The sequence below is a fragment of the Flavobacterium cupreum genome (assembly GCF_003996965.1).
Lineage (GTDB): Bacteria > Bacteroidota > Bacteroidia > Flavobacteriales > Flavobacteriaceae > Flavobacterium > Flavobacterium cupreum.
In genome coordinates this window covers 1-301 of the sequence record NZ_QWDM01000205.1, presented here as the reverse complement: position 1 = coordinate 301, position 301 = coordinate 1, and the positions used below count along the sequence as shown (strand labels likewise).

The window sequence follows — 301 nt, the reverse complement described above, 5'->3', positions numbered from 1 at the left end:
AAGAACTCGCGGATTGCGGCCGAAATCGGCTTGGAGTTGATCAGGTCGTGCGGCATCAGGTTGTCGGCTTCGGCTTGGCCGAGGCGTTCCTTGACGGCGCGCTCGACGCGCACCAGGCCGGCGCGGAACTGGTTTTCGGCCCGCTCGCCCACGCAACGAACGCGACGGTTACCGAGGTGATCGATATCGTCGACTTCGCCGCGGCCATTGCGCAGTTCCACCAAGATTTTGATCACGGCCAGAACGTCTTCGTTCGACAGTGTCATCATGCCGGTCAGCTCGTCGCGACCGATACGACGGT

The 301-nt window shown here is 62.1% G+C and carries 1 protein-coding gene; it reads right to left on the bottom strand.

Annotated elements, in window-relative coordinates:
* Window positions 1-301 (bottom strand): hypothetical protein (locus tag D0817_RS27180; RefSeq protein ID WP_134737813.1); only part of this gene is annotated, 301 nt, incomplete at both ends.